Source organism: Paenibacillus sp. FSL R5-0636, assembly GCF_037974255.1.
Lineage (GTDB): Bacteria > Bacillota > Bacilli > Paenibacillales > Paenibacillaceae > Paenibacillus_AQ > Paenibacillus_AQ odorifer.
The window spans coordinates 3,715,538-3,732,695 of the sequence record NZ_CP150232.1 but is presented as its reverse complement, the minus strand read 5'-3'; the positions used below and the strand labels follow the sequence as shown (position 1 = coordinate 3,732,695).

14 protein-coding genes are annotated in these 17,158 nt (G+C 44.7%); 10 read left to right on the top strand and 4 right to left on the bottom strand.

Annotated elements, in window-relative coordinates:
• Positions 1-11: 11 nt before the first annotated feature.
• Positions 12-1,322, bottom strand: coding sequence for a hemolysin family protein (locus MKX34_RS16830; protein ID WP_076296603.1), 1,311 nt, complete (start codon positions 1,320-1,322; stop codon positions 12-14).
• A 114-nt stretch (positions 1,323-1,436) separates the two neighbouring features.
• Here MKX34_RS16830 and MKX34_RS16825 point away from each other — a divergent pair, with 114 nt between their 5' ends.
• The 8 genes from MKX34_RS16825 to MKX34_RS16790 all read left to right on the top strand — a co-directional run bounded on the left by MKX34_RS16825 (position 1,437) and on the right by MKX34_RS16790 (position 12,942).
• Positions 1,437-2,204 carry a DUF1836 domain-containing protein gene (locus MKX34_RS16825; RefSeq protein WP_036676915.1) on the top strand — a complete coding sequence of 256 codons (768 nt, stop codon included), beginning with the start codon at positions 1,437-1,439 and terminating at the stop codon, positions 2,202-2,204.
• A gap of 82 nt (positions 2,205-2,286) precedes the next feature.
• Entirely contained in the window at positions 2,287-3,498 is a 1,212-nt protein-coding gene (locus MKX34_RS16820; protein WP_094900681.1) for an MFS transporter, read from the top strand.
• A gap of 187 nt (positions 3,499-3,685) precedes the next feature.
• Positions 3,686-5,245, top strand: a complete 1,560-nt coding sequence (locus MKX34_RS16815; RefSeq protein WP_076296604.1) for a TerB N-terminal domain-containing protein — start codon at positions 3,686-3,688, stop codon at positions 5,243-5,245.
• Between the two features lie 15 nt (positions 5,246-5,260).
• Entirely contained in the window at positions 5,261-6,580 is a 1,320-nt protein-coding gene (locus MKX34_RS16810) for an ATP-binding protein (protein ID WP_036676916.1), read from the top strand.
• Entirely contained in the window at positions 6,577-8,775 is a 2,199-nt protein-coding gene (locus MKX34_RS16805) for a DEAD/DEAH box helicase (protein ID WP_076296605.1), read from the top strand. Before MKX34_RS16810 ends, MKX34_RS16805 begins: the two co-directional genes overlap by 4 nt.
• A 172-nt stretch (positions 8,776-8,947) precedes the next feature.
• Complete coding sequence (locus tag MKX34_RS16800) at positions 8,948-10,618, top strand: spore germination protein (RefSeq protein ID WP_036677387.1); 1,671 nt, start codon at positions 8,948-8,950, stop codon at positions 10,616-10,618.
• A gap of 37 nt (positions 10,619-10,655) precedes the next feature.
• On the top strand, positions 10,656-11,759 hold the full coding sequence (locus MKX34_RS16795; protein ID WP_076296606.1) for a GerAB/ArcD/ProY family transporter: 1,104 nt from the start codon (positions 10,656-10,658) through the stop codon (positions 11,757-11,759).
• A complete protein-coding gene (locus MKX34_RS16790; RefSeq protein WP_076273240.1) occupies positions 11,752-12,942 on the top strand; it encodes a Ger(x)C family spore germination protein in 1,191 nt (396 codons plus the stop codon). Before MKX34_RS16795 ends, MKX34_RS16790 begins: the two co-directional genes overlap by 8 nt.
• 76 nt (positions 12,943-13,018) lie before the next feature.
• Here the strand turns inward: MKX34_RS16790 and MKX34_RS16785 are convergent, their stop codons facing one another.
• Together MKX34_RS16785 and MKX34_RS16780 are read right to left on the bottom strand one after the other, a co-directional pair.
• Positions 13,019-13,327, bottom strand: coding sequence for a DUF4190 domain-containing protein (locus MKX34_RS16785; RefSeq protein ID WP_036676925.1), 309 nt, complete (start codon positions 13,325-13,327; stop codon positions 13,019-13,021).
• A 24-nt stretch (positions 13,328-13,351) separates the two neighbouring features.
• On the bottom strand, positions 13,352-14,038 hold the full coding sequence (locus MKX34_RS16780; RefSeq protein WP_178944252.1) for a GNAT family N-acetyltransferase: 687 nt from the start codon (positions 14,036-14,038) through the stop codon (positions 13,352-13,354).
• 280 nt (positions 14,039-14,318) lie between these two features.
• On the opposite strand from MKX34_RS16780, the gene MKX34_RS16775 reads away from it, so the two are divergent.
• Positions 14,319-15,539: an MFS transporter gene (locus MKX34_RS16775; RefSeq protein WP_076296607.1), complete on the top strand. Its 1,221-nt coding sequence runs from the start codon at positions 14,319-14,321 to the stop codon at positions 15,537-15,539.
• Between the two features lie 39 nt (positions 15,540-15,578).
• Positions 15,579-16,109, top strand: coding sequence for a GrpB family protein (locus MKX34_RS16770; RefSeq protein ID WP_256717617.1), 531 nt, complete (start codon positions 15,579-15,581; stop codon positions 16,107-16,109).
• A 10-nt stretch (positions 16,110-16,119) separates the two neighbouring features.
• Here the strand turns inward: MKX34_RS16770 and MKX34_RS16765 are convergent, their stop codons facing one another.
• A complete protein-coding gene (locus MKX34_RS16765) occupies positions 16,120-16,983 on the bottom strand; it encodes an AraC family transcriptional regulator (RefSeq protein WP_076296608.1) in 864 nt (287 codons plus the stop codon).
• Positions 16,984-17,158 lie beyond the last annotated feature (175 nt).

The following is a 17,158-nucleotide window of genomic DNA, read 5'->3' as shown; positions in this document are numbered from 1 at the left end:
GATTTCGTAATTTATGATGATTCAGTGTTGCTTGATTGTTCGATAACAACTTCAACCTTGCGGACACGGTATCTGTTCATCTCGCGGATGGTCAATGTTACATGGTCACGAACAATACTTTTGCCAATGGCTGGATCTGTAATATGACTATATACCCAACCTCCAACTGTAGTCACTTCTTCATCTTCGAAATCAAGCCCTGTAAGTTCCTTGACCTCTAACAGAGATACTTTACCATCGAACAGATAGTTAGTATCGCTTATTTTTTCGACTTCTCTGCGTTCATCACCGTCAAACTCGTCACGGATTTCACCAACGATTTCTTCCAAAATATCTTCAATCGTGATGAGACCGGATGTTCCACCATATTCATCAAGCAGCAAGGCAATATGCACACGTTCCAACTGCATACGAGTTAGAAGATTCTTGACTGGTGTAACCTCAGATACTGTCAGGACGGGTTGAATCAAACTTTGGAAATCAAAATCAGGATTGTTATCATACTGCAAATAGAGCTGTTTTGTATTGATCATCCCGATAATATTATCCTTGCTGCCTTGTGCCACAGGGAAACGAGTATATTGCTCCTTGCGGATAATTTCGAAATTTTCTTTCAACGAATGATTGGTAAAAAGACATACCATATCGGTTCGCGGAACCATGATTTCTTTGGCGAGCATCTCATCAAAAGTAAAGATTCGGTTAACATAGCCATATTCGGCTTTATTGATTTTCCCGCTTTCGTAACTCTCGGACAAGATCAAACGAATCTCATCTTCACTATGCGCGTCTCCATGCTCACTAGCTGGTTTCATCCCGAAAAGACGAACAAGCATATTAGCGGAACCGTTCATGAACCAAATGAGAGGGTACAAAATTCTGTAGAACCAAATAATCAGCGGTGAAGTAATTTGACCGATTTTTTCCGGAATGTTTATAGCTGCCGTCTTCGGAGCAAGTTCTCCGACAACAACGTGTAAGAATGTTGCAATGATGAATGCGAGTAAAAACGCAAGAGGGTGACTCACACTAGAACTGATATTGGCCCAGTCGAAAATCGGAAGCAATAACTGTTCGAATGCAGGTTCTGCCAGTGCACCAATACCCAGCGCAGTGATTGTAATCCCGAGCTGACAAGCGGATAAATAGCCATCGAGATTAGCGGATACCTTCTGTACTGCTAAGGCATTCTTCTTTCCGTCAAGCACCATTTGACTGATCTGGCTACCTCTAAGTCTCACCAATGCAAATTCTGTTGCTACAAAAAAAGCGGTTAAAATAATCAAAATAACCACCAACGTCAAACTAAGTCCTATACCCATATAATCTTTACCATCCCTTTCGTTCCTAAAATAGGTTATACTCATTATTATGAGTTCTTATGAACTATTCTACGAACTTTTCAGTAAAATATCAAATGGTGGAGGGAAACAGATATGGAATCATTTGCATTGACTCGTGTGGAGATGTCCAGTCTACTGCTCTCATTGACCGGATTGTCAGACCGGAAACCGCTGAATATCCTCCAAGAGGCATGGGCAAAGTTTCACCGTGAAGAATTACAAAAGGGGACTTCGTTACCCGCTTTTTTATCAACCAATGTTCCACCCATATTACAAAAGATCATTAAAGGCGGCCATGTAAAAGGCTTTTCACTTGGTGAAATTGCTTCATTGGGCCATCTTATAGAGTATTCCACATTGACCGTCACAGCTATGCAAAATTGGGTCAAGCGCGACTTCAAGGAATATCTCGGTTCGCCTAAAGAAGGAAAGAAATATTCGGTTAATCAGGCGGCGCTTTTGTTTATTATTGATGATCTCAAATCAGCCCTTAACTTTGAAAGTATTCGCCAATTGTTCCAGCTAATGTTCCTAAAGCCGGATCGCGATGATGATGATCTAATTGAACCGGCCAAGCTGTATTACGCATATGCAGGGCTTTTTGAGGAGATCAAAAGCAATCCATCGATTCAGACGCAATGTAAAGTAGATCAAGTGTTGCACAAGGAGTTCTCTTGGAAAGAAGATACCTCGTTAAAAAGCTCTATAGATCGTGTAATTAACCGGCTGACACATTTGTCGAGAGCGCAGAGAGAATCCGTTCGTAATATGCTGCTTATCGCCACAATTTCTGTGCAGACCTGTTATTTTCAATCGCTGGCTAGGCAATACTTTAATGCTGCTTTATTTCTTGATTTTTGAGCACTTCAATTTTAAAATGTATAAGTGAAACAATCAAAAGTAAGTTTTATTAGTTAGCAGGTTGAAATAAGGGGGCTTCGAAGTGAATCAAATGACACTGCTGCGGAATCCGAAACAAAGGAAATTACTCTTCAGCGCTGGCTTGAGCTGGATGTTCGATGCGATGGACGTCGGAATGATTTCTTTTGTTGTAGCAGCTTTAGCTAAGGATTGGAATCTGGGACCGGAGCAGATCGGTATATTGACTAGTATTAATTCCGTCGGTATGGCAGTAGGTGCTGCAGCGGCAGGAATATTAGCAGACCGCTTTGGTCGTAAACCGGTATTGCTGTGGACACTCCTTATTTTCTCGGCGGCAAGCGGATTATCTGCATTTGCAACAGGCTTTGCGATCCTCTGTGTGCTTCGTTTTATTGCTGGGTTTGGCCTTGGCGGAGAGCTGCCTGTCGCTTCTACCTTGGTCTCAGAGAGCATGCCTGCTCAGGAGAGAGGCCGTGCGGTTGTGCTTTTGGAGAGCTTTTGGGCAGTCGGTTGGATTGCATCTGCATTAATCGCGTTCTTCATTATCCCTGATTATGGCTGGCGTATAGCTTTCGGAATTGGGGCTGTACCTGCACTCTACGCTTTATATCTAAGACGGGCGATTGATGATTCACCGAAATTTGCTGAGATTAAAAAGGCACCCGTTTCCTTAAAGAAACGAATCGCTACCGTATGGTCGCCAGAATATCGCCGTTCTACAATTATGTTGTGGATTTTATGGTTTACGGTGGTGTTCTCGTATTATGGCATGTTTCTATGGCTGCCTACAGTTATGGTACTTAAAGGCTTCAGCTTGGTCAAAAGCTTCGAGTATGTGCTTATTATGACGCTCGCTCAGCTGCCTGGGTATTTTACTGCCGCTTACTTTATTGAAAAGTTCGGACGTAAATTTGTCCTAGTCATCTATATGCTGTTCACTGCGGTTAGCGCTGCATGGTTCGGAAATGCGACTACTGAAGGTATGCTGATGGCTGCCGGAATTTGTTTATCCTTCTTCAATCTTGGCGCTTGGGGTGGCATGTACGCTTATACGCCAGAGCTGTACCCAACGGCTATTCGTTCCACAGGTGCTGGTTTAGCAACGTCCTTTGGCCGGATTGGGGGCATTATCGCACCTTTGCTGGTAGGGGTTCTAGTAGGTAAATCTATGGCGATTGGCTCGATCTTTATGTTATTTTTTGTAACAATTATTATCGGTGCATTAGCGGTATTGTTCCTTGGCAAAGAAACAAAGGGTACCGAGCTTCTCTAAAGTGTGATTCTGCATTACATACTTGATGTTAATCTATCAACAGTGCTAAAATATCAAGAAGAAACGATGTTGTCGTCCTGTATGGACGACCACTACTATTACGTAAGAACAAAACGGTTCCTTCACAGTTGTGAACAGGACCGTTTTTTTACATTAATCCTTATTTATAAGGACGGAGCGATCGCACATGAGTAATGATAGGAAGCAGCCGCATTTCACAGAATTAGTCTGGGAAAGTACGGAACAAAATGTACCGATTCCGCCGCGAAATTCCCCTGAACCTGCGCTGCCTAAGTCATCTTCTAAGAATAATGGCAAAACAAATTCCACCCCTGAACCTTCATTACAGCTGCAGCTTTGGGATACAGAGATGGAAACGCCGGAGCCTGTGACTACCACCGAAGGGCAGTTCGTAACAAGAGCGAAGGAATTGGTTGATAAAACTGAGGATTCAGCGCTATTTGTTCCTTTTAAGAGTTACTGGCCTACATATGGCCATATGACAGGCACGCAAAGCAGATGGTATTTTTATTGGCGGAATGAAGTTAGACAAGGCAGATATCTGAAAACAGATCTTTCTTATATTTTTCTGCATGTATATGAGCTTATTAATGGCGTGGGGTGGACTGATCCTTATGATGGCTATAGGCAGCTAAATCAGATGTGGGAAGCTTACCGGGAAAGTTATAAACGCTTGGATCAATATCTTGGCGGCTGGATCGCGGACTTCTCTTTTGTACATCACTTGGATGTCCCGCTTTCTATCATTGTGGCTCGTTCACGTGGTCTTGCAGGAGATCTGGCGGAACTTGAATTAATGAGAGGCTTGACCGCAGCGCCTGAGCAACTAACCTTTGCAGTATTAACGGCAATGTCGGACTATGATATTAGTAAATCCAAGTTCTACATCGGAGAAGGCAAAGAAGCTCTTGAACAATACATTCCGCAGGTCGTGGCGTTAATCAATGCTTATGTCACCCGAAAACACGGCTCCAATCTAGTTGAAATGTTTCCACCTGGACCAGCGGTGATGCGGGAGCGTTATTTATTCCGAAGTGCCGTATATGACATTTCATTATATGGCTATTCTGTTCTTATACCGGTTGTACGTATTAGTAAATCTCCACCACTTCGCAGTCTGATTACCAGGCTATTTCGTCTGACTGAGAATAAACTACGGGAACTGATGGGCTACCGCGGACGACTTAAAGGTGTTAATGTGGATGCCGATATGGACGATTTGATCACTCGTTTTCTAAAGCGTGAGTACCTTAAAGAGACGCAGGAAGACAAGGGGCCGGCAGTCGTCATAGATCCGGAGAAGCTAGAACGCCTGCAAAGTGATTCTGAAATTGTACGGACGATGCTTACGGTTGAGAATATGGACGAGCAGGAAGATTACGAGGATAGCGAGATCGATGTAACTATCGATGAAATCGGTCCAATAAAAGACAGCAAGGAAGAATTGTTGCCTGTAGATGTGATGGAAGAAGCTCAAGTGGTTAACATAGGGTCGGAGGCAGAACAGTTTGCCAATGCTTTAAGTCCACTACAACGGGAAGCACTGTTTGCTCTTTTGGATGAGGATGGAAGTCAATCTATGCTGAAGCTGGCTGCTGCCAATGGCACGATGTCAGAGCTTTTAATTGATGAGATTAATGAAATCGCAATGGATATTCTCGGTGATCTGATCATTGAGGGTGAAGATATTGTTGAGGAATATATCTCTATGCTGCGCAATATTTAATGAGGTGAACTTTGGATGAGTGAATTAAAAATACCTAAACGAATGACAACTGCGCTAGTCAATTCGTTGACGGCTGGTGTTGTTCCGCGTATCGGACTAGAGCATATAGCCGTTGGCCGCCGGCCGGAGATTGAAGCCATATTAAGAGATATGGAGAACATTGCAGAGGGTGGGGCAGCTTTTAAGCTGATTACAGGCAAATTCGGCAGCGGCAAAAGCTTTCTGCTTCAGATGATCCGTAATTACGCGATGGATCGTGATTTTGTAGTAGCAGATGCTGACCTCTCCCCTGAGCGCAGATTAGTGGGAACCAAAGGACAAGGCCTAGCGACTTACCGGGAGCTAATGAGCCATTTATCGACCCGCACACGTCCAGATGGTGGAGCGTTGGAGATCATACTGCAAAAATGGATTATTACGCTACAGCAGTCCGTGATGCAGGAGAAGGAATATGGACCTGATCACCCTCAGCTTGGTGAAGAAGTAGAGAAGCGAATTTACGCTGTAGCCTCTGAAATGCGTGGTTTGGTACATGGTTTTGATTTTGCCAAAGTACTCGCCTCTTATTGGAATGCACACAAGCTGGCTGATGATGACCAGAAACAGGATTCGCTTCGCTGGTTGCGTGGAGAATTTGCAACTCGGACAGAAGCCCGCAAAGCGCTTGGAGTTGGCGTGATTATTGATGATGATAATTGGTATGACTATATGAAGCTTTGGGCGGAATTTACCGCGGCTATTGGCTATAAAGGTCTGCTGCTGTTTATTGATGAAGGTGTCAATCTCTATAAAATTACGAACAGTATTTCCCGCCAGAGCAACTATGAAAAGCTGCTTACTATGTTCAATGATACGATGCAGGGGAAGGCAGAGAACCTTGGGATTTTTATAGGGGGAACTCCGCAATTTGTGGAAGATGGACGGCGTGGATTATTTAGTTATGAGGCACTGCGATCGAGATTGGTTGCAGGCCGGTACGGGGCGGCGGGTCTGAACAATTATACTGGACCTATCATTGCACTGGACATGTTATCACACGAGGAAATTCTGGTACTGCTGCAAAAGCTTAAAGGGATTCACGCCCTACATTATGGTTATGAAGCGCGTTTATCACAGGAACAATTGGTTCATTTTATGGAGGAAGCGGTTGGAAGATTAGGGGCTGAAGAACTCTTGACTCCACGGGAGGTAGTACGTGATTTCATGGATCTGCTGCATACGCTCCACCAGCATCCGGAGATTACTTTTGAACAGCTAGTGGGCGAAAAAACGGCTAAGCCAGCTGAGACTGAGCAAAATGAACTGGATGGGTTTCTGGCGGAGTTTGAATTATGAGCGATAATCCGTTCTATAGGCTGGCACCCTTCATTAAAGAGTTTATTTATAAGAACCGCTGGGAGACTTTGCGTGAGGCACAGGTGGATGCCTGCCGGGTGCTTTTTGACACCCCGCATCATCTGCTGATTGCCTCAGGTACCGCTTCAGGTAAGACAGAGGCAGCTTTTTTCCCTGCGCTTACTGAACTGTATGAACGTCCTTCCGGTTCGGTTGGCATTTTGTATATCGCCCCTCTGAAAGCTTTGATCAACGATCAATTTACACGTTTGAATGATTTGCTTCGTGAAGGCAACATTCCAGTGTGGCACTGGCATGGAGATGTACCACAAGCCGATAAAACAAAACTGGTGCAGAATCCTTCAGGCGTGCTGCAAATCACCCCTGAATCGCTTGAAGGATTGTTGATGAACCGCCCGAATGCTATTCCAGCGTTGTTCCATGATCTGCGTTTTATTGTCATTGACGAGGTGCATGCCTTTATGGGAGCTGACCGGGGGATTCAGGTGTTAAGCCAGCTGGCGAGAATCTCACGTATGGCGGGATGCTATCCTCGCAGAATCGGACTATCAGCTACGCTGAGTGACTACGCTTCTGTCACAGAGTGGCTGGCGGCGGGCACGCGGGAGAGCGTTGAAGTGTCCGCTCCACAAGGCGGGCGTAAGCTCAGGTTAAGTGTGGAGCATTTCTCTTTCCCGGATGCACGGGATGAGGTGCAGGCGGAGCATTTAGAACGTGCGAAGCAGTCTTATTACGATTTTATTTATGATCATACGCATCTGAAGAAGGCGTTGATCTTCACCAACAGCCGCTCAGATGCGGAGACGGCGACCCTAGAGATGCGGAGAACGGCCGCGAAGCGTGGTGAACGGGATGTGTTTCACGTTCACCACGGCAGCATCTCCGCGATGCTGCGTGAAGAGACGGAAGCCGCGCTGCGGCAAGGCACCGGACCGGCTGTTGCCGCAGCGACATTGACGTTGGAGCTGGGTATTGATCTGGGCGAGCTGGAGCGAGTGCTACAGGTTGGCGCTCCCTATAGCTGCGCAAGCTTTGTGCAGCGGTTAGGCCGCTCGGGCAGGCGTGGAGACGCTGCATCCGAGATGATCTTTGTCACGCCCGAGGAAGAGGACGAGGAAGCTCAGCTTCCGGCGCGGATGCCGTGGACACTGCTTCGAGCGATAGCGGTTATTGAGCTATATGTGCGCGAGAAATGGGTTGAACCCCTGGTCGTGCGTCAGCTGCCAGTTGGACTGCTATACCATCAGACGATGAGCATTTTGAAAAGTATGGGTGAGGCCGAACCGGATGATTTAAAAGAAGCGGTTCTGAGTTTGCCTTCGTTTAAAACCATAGATCCTACTGATTATGATATTTTCATGACCTATATGTTAGGCATGGGACAAATTGAGAAGATGGACGAAGGCAGCTTGATCATCGGGATGGCGGGAGAGAAGATCGTGAATAACTTCCGCTTCTACGCGGTCTTCAAAGATGATGAAGAGCATGTGGTCTATAACGGAACTGAGGAAATCGGATCGATCACAACGGTTCCACCACCAGGCTACTGTTTTACTCTGGCAGGTAAGCTTTGGAAGGTAGAAGAGGTGGATAATCGCCATAAAGCCGTTTATGTGAAAACCTCACGCGGCAAAGTAGATACGTTGTGGCTTGGTGCGGGTGGGGATGTACATACACGCATCATGAACAAGATCCGTGAAATCTTAGGAGCCACTTCATTGTATCCGTATTTAGCTCCGAGTGCGGCTGCGCGGCTCGAACGATCTCGTCGTTTAGCGAAGGAAAGCGGAATGCTTGTGCGATCCGTTATGCCGGCGGGTGGAGATTCTATGTTCATTCTGCCCTGGGCGGGCAGTCGGCAATTCCGCACGCTGGAGCGCCTTCTGAAGAACAATCTGAAGAGCCCTCTGGGACTGCGTTCTATCGTTCCGATGGAACCTTATTATATGGTTGTTGCGGGTAAAACTGATGCAGAAACGCTGGAAGCAGAGATCATTGCCGAAAGTATGGCTGCCACAGATCCATTATCATTGTTATCACCAGATGAAGCACCCTACCTCGGAAAATACGATGAGTTCATCCCGCATGAGCTGCTGCGCAAAGCTTTTTCCTTGGATGGATTAGATGTCCCGGGTCTGATTGAAGTTTTAAAGCAGTGGCAGCAACCTAATTAACCTTGAGCAGTAAACATCGAAAATACTCTAAATTGCAGACGCCCGCATAAGCGGGCGTTTTGTTATGTCCGGACCCATGGTGATATATGAACTTTCCTTAAGTTTCAAATGTTGCATAAGAATAGGGTGGAAGGAGAATAGTACTAACAGATTCCTATAGAGGATGATTGCGATGTGGCCTAAAATAGTCTCTTATATTCCGGACTGGACAATTTTTATGCAGGCGGCGATTACGCTGCTCTTTCCCGTAGGGATTTTTTATCTTTACAGGCATTTGTATTTTTATGTTGGAAGCGGACGCTCTAAGGAAACAGAGGCCAAATCACAGGATGCGGAACTGAAGAAGAATGACAATCGGGAAGTAAATCCGCAGCCTCCTGTGTCTACTGCTTTTACTCAGGACTATGATGCCGATCTGACAGCGATAAAAACGGCATTGGGGGAGAACAGTGATGTACATTTTCGTGAATTCTCAGTTAAAGGTATTCAGGCACGTGCCGCATTAGTCTATGTAGAGGGGATGCAGCACGAAGAACTGATCAATCAGCAGGTGCTGCAGAATTTGATGTTTGCCGGCGAAACGCAGGCTTCAGAAGGAATATACAACTACTTGAAACAGAATATGCTCCCGCTAGCTCAGCTCAGTGAAGCCAAGGATTTAGACCAGCTGCAGGAGTTTGTCCTATTCGGATACACTGCGCTGATTGTCGAAGGCATGTGTGAGATGTTGCTGGTGGGTTCTCCGCATGGAGCAGTGCGCTCGATTACTGAGCCGACCTCAGAGGCTTTGCTGCGGGGGCCTCGGATTGGCTTTACCGAAGTGCTCAGTGAGAATACCTCTATGCTGCGGCGCCAAGGGCTTAATAAGAATCTGGAAATGAAAATGGTTGAAGTAGGCAGCGAAATCAAGAAGAACCTGGTTATCGCTTATATGAAAAACATTGTAAATCCTGATCTGCTCCAGGAAGTGAAGGAACGTATCTCCAAAATTGATATGGACTTTATTCTGGAATCCGGCTATGTGGAACAGTTGATCGAGGATGATTATTTAAGCCCGTTTCAGCAGACACAGAATACGGAAAGACCCGATCGGGTAATTGCTTCCTTGTTAGAGGGAAGAGTCGCTATTTTGCTGGATGGCACACCGTTTGCACTCGTTGTTCCAGTGACGTTCAGTATGCTTTTGCAGTCTCCTGAGGATTATTATGAGCGCTGGATTCCGGGTACACTTTTGCGGATACTCCGGTTTTGCGCATCATTTCTGGCTCTGTTGGCTCCGGCGCTGTATATTTCCTTTATCTCCTTTCATCCGGGACTGATTCCTACACAACTGGCGATCTCCATTATCGAAACACGCCAAGGTGTACCCTTTCCTGCATTAATTGAAGTGTTGATTCTGGAAATTTCCATTGAAATCTTGCGTGAAGCTGGAATCCGGCTGCCGAAGCCCATAGGTCCGGCAATGGGGATTGTCGGAGGTCTGATCATTGGAGATGCCGCGGTACAGGCTGGTATTGTGAGTCCGTTTCTGGTAATTGTTGTAGCCGTGACAGCGATCTCTTCATTTTCCATACCGATGTACAGTGCGGGGATTACTCTCCGGATCTTACGATTCGCAGGCATGTTATTTGCGGCGGTCCTGGGCATGTTCGGAACCATCCTTTTCTTCCTGCTTATTTGCAGTCATCTGACTCGGCTTTCAAGCTTTGGAGTTCCTTACGTCACCCCTATTTCCCCTTTCCGGTTAAGTGACTGGAAGGATTTGTTCGTCCGTGCACCGTTATCAATCATGAAGCGAAGACCGGAGATGCTGAAGACCCAGAAGAAAAAGCGCAGGTCCTAGAGAATGTATTCTTAGCAGGAGCAGAGGGGAGACCACAGTGTTCAAACGAACTGATGACAAGATCACAACCTCGCAGGCTTCCATAATCTTGACCAATTCAATGCTAGGTGCGGGAATTTTGACTTTGCCCAGAAATGTTGTTAAGGCTGTACAGACTCCCGATGCCTGGATTTCAGTAGTGCTGGGAGGTATCACCGTATCTTTGGTGATATTGGTTATGGTGAAGCTTAGCCAGCAATTTCCAGGGAAGACTGTCTTTCAGTATTCTAAAAGAATTGTTGGGAATCTTCCAGGCAGTGTAATGAGTACAATATTGATTCTGTACTTTATTGTGATAGCGGGTTTCGAAATCCGCGTTTTGGCGGAAGTAACATTGTTTTTTCTTCTGGAAGGGACACCGATCTGGGCGATTGTGATACCGTTCATCTGGGTGGGCACTTATTTGGTGTATGGTGGGATTAATTCCATGGCCCGCGTGTTTCAGATTGTATTCCCGATCAGTATTTTTATCCTGATAATTTGTTATATCTTAAGTACCAGAATATTTGATATCCAGCATTTGCGTCCTTTTCTGAGTGAAGGTATGATCCCGGTGATCCGAGGCATGAAATCGAGCATCCTGATCTTTACCGGTTGTGAGGTTGTGATGACAATGACGGCCTTTATGGAGCATCCACAGCAAGCAGTCAAGGGAATGTTGGTTGGTTTAAGCATACCATTTGTATTATATTTGGTTACTGTTGTAATGGTTATCGGCGGCTTATCTATTAATTCTGTAATCTCCAGCACCTGGCCGACGATAGATTTGGTGCGGAGCTTTGAAATTTCAGGGTTCTTTTTTGAACGATTTGAATTTCCGTTGCTGGTTATCTGGCTGATGCAGATGTTCTGCAATTTTTGCAGCTTTTTCTTTAATGCGTCACTCGGAATCTCCCAGGTGTTTCACCTAAAGATCCATCCGGTTATGTTCGCTTTAATGCCCATCATCTTCATCTGCACGATGATCCCTCAACGCATCAATGATGTCTTCAGTCTTGGTGATGCGATTGGCTATATGGGTGTGCTGATCTTTATATTGCTGCCACTGTTATTGTCGATTGTATTAATCATTAGGAAGAAAGGACTCAAGCAGAATGTTTAGACAGCAGGTTATTCGCTTACTATTGGTATTTATGATTCTGCTTACGCAGTCCGGCTGCTGGAGCAGTAAGGAAATTGAAGACTTGAGTGTTTATACGGGATTGGCGCTTGACAAGGGGGAACCTCAAACAGTCGAAAAGAAATTTGAGGAACTCGGAGGAAGTTACCTTAAGCATAATAAATTGACGGCTACGGTACAAATTGTGCCTGAAAATGTAATTGGAAACTCCGGCAAAGAAGGTGAAACACCCAAAACTCATTTCCATAATATTTCAGAGTCTGGAGATTCCCTGCTTGAAGTATTCCGCCAGATTTCGATCCGCAAGAACCGTCCGATTATAGGCCATCACCTCAAGGTTGTTGTCATATCCGAGAAATTGATACAACAAGAGAAAATCCGACGGCTAATGGACTTTCTGTTGCGTGATAACGATATTCGCCCTAGCTGCCTCATCTTTCTTAGCCAAGGACGTGCGTCTGATACGCTAAACACGACAGCAGAGGAGGTTCCTTCTTTTCGTCTGGAGGACATGGTCCATAACCACTTCAGGACTAGTAAAGTTATGAAGGGCATAACATTGTCGAATCTAGATGCATTGATGTATTCGAAGCAAAGCTTTGTTTTGCAGAACGTTATTGAGGCAAATGGTGAGGTGGAGTTTTCCGGCGCCGGTATTATCAAGGGAGACACAGGATATTGGATCGGCAATCTGAACCAACAGGATGTGGAGAGTATTGCCTGGATCAAAGGCGATGTTAAAGGCGGGAGCATCAAAACATATGATCAGTCAAACGAAGCAATTACTTATGAGATTAAATCAGTCAAGAGCAAAATTACACTGAAGGAGACTGCTGATGAGAAGTTTTCCTTTCATGTTGCGATTGAGTCTGATGGACGTCTTATTGAGCATTGGGATGATAATGAGCATTCCGCGGAAGTTGCCTATTTCAAAGAATTGGAGAAGATATTCGAGGAGAGATTGACCGAAAAAATTAATGCTCTTATTCACAAAATGCATTCCACCTATAAAGTAGATGTGGCAGGGTTCGGAAATTGGTTCAGCATAGAAAAACCGCAGGTTTGGAAAAAGGTCAAGGATCATTGGGACGAGGAATTTATTCGGATGCCATTAACCTTTGATGTAAAGCTTAAAATCACCGATTTTGGTTCCACGACTGAATGAAGGGTTCACTTGATAAACGTGTTAACTCAAAAAGGATCTCAGCAGCCGATGATGGCTATTGAGATCCTTTTCGTGGTTAGTAAGTAGAAGCTGCAAAAACAAACACAACCACGAATAATATAATAATTGCGTACATCAGCGTGCCCACAATTCCACATACCAGACCTGCAATCGCTAAGCCTTTGCCTTGTTCATAACGATTACGGATTTCCTTCAGCGATAAGGCGGATAGAATAATCGCAATAATTCCTAACAGAAAACCAATATAAGGCACAACAATGGAGAGGATTCCCAAGACAAAACCAGCGATTGATTTGCCATTCGTTGGTGCCGGAGGGGGTGGAGGCTGATAATAGTTCAAATTGTCGTTTGGTGGATAGCTCATTAAAATCACCTCCAATAGAAATTGTTATTGAATGTAGTTAATCCAGTGCTCTAGCTGCACACAAGGGACAAGTCCAATAGATTCAGCTAGACGAATGGACGCTTGATTTCTTTCAAGGACGTGATAGCGTGGAATAAAGCCTCGTTCTAACGTTTCTTGTATGGCTGTGCGAACTACCATTTTCGCGTATCCGTATCTTTGAAATGCTTCTAAAGTATGTACAGCGCCGATTTCCCAAATCTGCTCTTCATTGCGGAACGCTAGGCAGGTACTAACCGGATTGTCGCCCTGAAAGATTGAAACGGAAAACGCTCCTTTTTGGAAATATTCCTCAATTTCTTCCTTATTGTAATGGTTAGCAGCCCAAAGTGGAAGTAGTCTGTCGTCAAATGAATGATTGATTGTTACCTCTTTGTCCTTAACATACCTTAACCCCTCAGTTGTGCTGTAAGAGAAAAACCCCCGAACTTTTTCTAAAGAAAAATGCGCAGACAGTGCCTCTTGGTACTTCACATCCTGCAGTTTAAAAACAAGCTTCGCCTCTGTGGGGAGCAGCGTTAGTAATGCTGGAAATATATCGGGGCAGCTGTAATCCAAAAATACGATGTAATCCGCTTGAGGATATACCCTATGATCATATGCGTATGCTGTGGCTGGAAGAAGTAAAACAACACCCCACTGCTCACCTTGCTCTACTAGATGTGTTTCCATGACTTCGTGGAAGGAGGTTAACATTTTTAACAAGCTAACATTCTTTAAGGGGTTCTTTTGTAGTTTGTTTATGATTTGTTCGTTCTGGTGCACACCCATCCACTCCTAGCTCAGATTTATATATTTTACTATAAATTGTACTTATGCAGATATTTATATTTTTGCTTTTACTAATCATTAATCTATTGAAAAAGAAGGTTGACAGTGACTGATATAATATATTAGGGAAAATAAAGCTCGCTGTTTGAAGCAGCATACGTGAACGGAGGCACATAATTTCATGACACAATCTATCACAGGCGCTGCTGTTCGTGTAGGAGAAGGTCTATCTAAGCAATTCATCCTAATTCTAGCCATTGCATCAGGACTAAGCGTGGCAAATATGTATTATAATCAGCCGCTCCTAGCTGAGATAGGACGCACCTTTAATGCTTCCTCTAACGCAGTGGGATATGTATCGATGCTTACTCAAATCGGCTACGCGCTGGGAATGTTATTTTTTGTTCCACTAGGTGACATTCGTGAACGCAGAACACTGATATCCGGACTTCTTATTGCTGTATCACTGTCCCTAATTGGTTTCGCTACCGCACAAAACCTCACTTGGATGTATATCGCCAGCTTTGCTATCGGCATAACTACGGTGGTGCCGCAGGTCATCATTCCTCTCTCGGCTGAGTTAGCTTTACCGGAGGAACGGGGGAAGGTTATAGGTACAGTAATGAGTGGATTGTTTTTTGGTATTCTGCTAGCAAGAACAATATCCGGAATTATAGGGGATATGTTCGGCTGGAGAGCGATGTACTGGATTGCCGCAGTAGTTATGTTATTGCTATCCCTTATTCTTTATCGGCTAATCCCGGCAACGAAACCAGACAATAATTCTTCGTACTCCGATCTGCTGAAATCAATGGGGCAACTGATTCGCAGATATTCGACGCTTCGTGAGTCATCTTTAATTGGGGCTTGCATGTTTGGCGGCTTCAGTGTGTTCTGGACTTCTCTAGCTTTCTTTCTGGAAGGAGAACCTTATCACTACAGTAGCTCAATCACAGGATTGTTTGGTCTTATTGGTGTAGCAGGTGCTGCTGGTGCTCCATTTATCGGGAGGTTAGCAGACAGAATTGCTCCCAAAAAGATTGTAGGGATCCTACTGTTAATTACATTGATTGCTTACGGATTTTTTGGTTTAGCCGGATTTACAATCTGGAGTTTGATTGCAGGAGTTATTATTCTGGATCTTGGGGTACAGGGATCACAGATCAGTAACCAAACACGGATATATGCACTTGAACCAGCGGCTCGAAGTCGTATAAATACTGTTTTTATGGTCAGCACTTTTACAGGTGGAGCGATTGGATCCACGCTGGGAAGTTTTGCATGGCAGCATTGGGGCTGGAGTGGCGTCTGCTTAATGGGGGGAACGCTTGTTGTAGCCGCTCTATGCATATGGATAGTCTATAGAGTGATAGAGAAAGAGGATATACCGGAGATTAGCTAGAAACGTATTATATTACCTTTTATTATACCCGGGAGGTGTTTGATCATCGCTGAGAAGACGAAAGTTATAGAGGTTGTCCCGTATAACCCAGAGTGGAAGGCAGAATTCAATAAATTAAAAGAACAGCTCTTATCTTATGTCGGAGATCTTATTATTTCTATCGAGCATGTGGGCAGTACTTCCATTGAAGGGCTGGCTGCTAAACCTATCATCGACCTAGATCTTGTGATGGAAAGCTACGATGTACTCCCACAAATCATCGAACGTTTACAACAGCGTGGTTATGAACACCAAGGGAACTTGGGAATAGAGGGCAGAGAAGCTTTTCAAAGACTTCAGGATGACGGGTTTATGAAATATCATCTGTATGTTTGCCCTAAGGATGGAAAAGGCTACTTGGAGCATATCGCTTTCAGAGACTATCTGCGATCGAATACAGCAGCGCGTCAAGCGTATGCAGAGGTCAAGCAGCGCCTGGCAGAACAACATCGTTATGACATTGATGCTTATTGTGAAGGAAAGACAACGTTTGTTAGCTCTATTTTATCTAAAGCCATGAAAGAAACGTGAGTAATATCAATCACTTGCCCGTTCGAAGATGATTTCGAAATTCACTGGGAGACATGCCGCTCCACTTACGAAACTGCTTGGAGAAGTATAACGCGTCATTGAAACCGACCGAGGAAGAGATCTGGTCGATGGTCAGCGTTCCTCCTAGCAGTTTTTTTGCTTTATCCATCCGAACCTTTAATAAATATTGTTTGGGAGACATGCCGATCTTTTGTTTAAAGACTTTAGAGAGGTGTGCTCTATGATAGCCAAGGGAGGATGCCATATGGTCGATACTGATCTGTTGATGAAACTGTAGAGAAATCCAACGGATCGCTTGATCGATCTGGCGGTCGATAACATCCGGTAATTCTATCGATTGAGAGGGCAGCGAACTTATGTTCGCAACGCCGAATTTGTGCACTAGCAGCCGCAGCCAACCCGAAGCTTCTAAGCTCTCCAGTCGAGGATAAGCAGATTGCTGAAAGGATAAACGAATATGTTCATATATCTTATGTATCTCTATTAGGTTATCTAAGTGGACTATTGGATTGTCCCTTGTAATTCCCACTTCCTGTAGTAGCTGTTCAACCGCTTCCCCTTGTAAGGCCACCCATACATATGTCCACGGACGATCCATGTCTGCCTGATAGCTAAATAACGCCCCCGGAAAAATAACAAAGGTATCCCCCTTACTACATCCCTGCGAATTACTGCCACTTTGAAAAACACCTTCACCATCAATTACTGTATGAATGAGATAGTAATCATGAACAGAGGGGCCCATTTTATGTCCAGGAACGGGTTTGCCTTCTCCGCTGAATAATACAGATAGGTCATGATCATCGGGAGCCAGATTAAACCCTGCTGTAAAATGATAATGTTCTGAAGCCATTCACTTAGAACCTCCCCAAGATTGCTTTTATAATACATTTAGATTATAGGATTGAATATACAAATGCAACAAACGTCCATATTTCTCTTGTATTTCTCCATACTCATTGGGACCGCTCTCATTTATAGTGATTAGTGAAGAGAGCAGACGGTTATGATCTAACATCCTAGTGTTT

What these genes read in the sequence shown, in the direction of transcription:
- MKX34_RS16825 (WP_036676915.1), top strand. Translation starts at nt 1,437, where the DNA reads ATGGAATCATTTGCATTGACTCGTGTGGAGATGTCCAGTCTACTGCTC.
- MKX34_RS16785 (WP_036676925.1), bottom strand. Translation starts at nt 13,327, where the DNA reads ATGAGCTATCCACCAAACGACAATTTGAACTATTATCAGCCTCCACCC.
- MKX34_RS16810 (WP_036676916.1), top strand. Translation starts at nt 5,261, where the DNA reads ATGAGTGAATTAAAAATACCTAAACGAATGACAACTGCGCTAGTCAAT.
- MKX34_RS16765 (WP_076296608.1), bottom strand. Translation starts at nt 16,983, where the DNA reads ATGGCTTCAGAACATTATCATTTTACAGCAGGGTTTAATCTGGCTCCC.
- MKX34_RS16790 (WP_076273240.1), top strand. Translation starts at nt 11,752, where the DNA reads ATGTTTAGACAGCAGGTTATTCGCTTACTATTGGTATTTATGATTCTG.
- MKX34_RS16800 (WP_036677387.1), top strand. Translation starts at nt 8,948, where the DNA reads ATGTGGCCTAAAATAGTCTCTTATATTCCGGACTGGACAATTTTTATG.
- MKX34_RS16780 (WP_178944252.1), bottom strand. Translation starts at nt 14,038, where the DNA reads ATGGAAACACATCTAGTAGAGCAAGGTGAGCAGTGGGGTGTTGTTTTA.
- MKX34_RS16830 (WP_076296603.1), bottom strand. Translation starts at nt 1,322, where the DNA reads ATGGGTATAGGACTTAGTTTGACGTTGGTGGTTATTTTGATTATTTTA.
- MKX34_RS16805 (WP_076296605.1), top strand. Translation starts at nt 6,577, where the DNA reads ATGAGCGATAATCCGTTCTATAGGCTGGCACCCTTCATTAAAGAGTTT.
- MKX34_RS16815 (WP_076296604.1), top strand. Translation starts at nt 3,686, where the DNA reads ATGAGTAATGATAGGAAGCAGCCGCATTTCACAGAATTAGTCTGGGAA.
- MKX34_RS16775 (WP_076296607.1), top strand. Translation starts at nt 14,319, where the DNA reads ATGACACAATCTATCACAGGCGCTGCTGTTCGTGTAGGAGAAGGTCTA.